The following is a 388-nucleotide window of genomic DNA, read 5'->3' on the forward strand; positions in this document are numbered from 1 at the left end:
GAAAAAAAACTATCAAGATCTCCCGCAGGACCTCCCCGAGTTCCAGAATCACCTTCGCCAGAAAGACGAACCCGAGTACCATCTTCAATCCCCGCTGGAATATTGACACACAACGAACGGTTCGCTTCCGCCCGTCTTGTACCATGGCATTTTGAACATGGGTCTGTGATAATTTCACCACGGCCATGACAAAGTGGACATGTTCGTTCAATAGAAAAAAAGCATTGCGCAGCACGCACACGCCCAGCCCCATAACAAGTGCCACAAGTTTGTGGCTTGGAGGCTTTTTTTGCAACCGATCGCCCGAAAAAATCACAAATAATGGAACTGGGGATATTAAATTACGCCGCTTTACCTGCAAATGCTTCCTCTAATATCACCTCCATAT

The 388-nt window shown here is 46.9% G+C and carries 1 pseudogene; it reads right to left on the bottom strand.

Annotated features, from left to right (window positions below):
• Positions 1-388, bottom strand: a pseudogene (locus J7R05_RS08935) (DnaJ C-terminal domain-containing protein); the annotation flags it as partial.

Origin of the sequence: Bartonella capreoli (assembly GCF_902813205.1) — a bacterium.
GTDB lineage: Bacteria > Pseudomonadota > Alphaproteobacteria > Rhizobiales > Rhizobiaceae > Bartonella > Bartonella schoenbuchensis.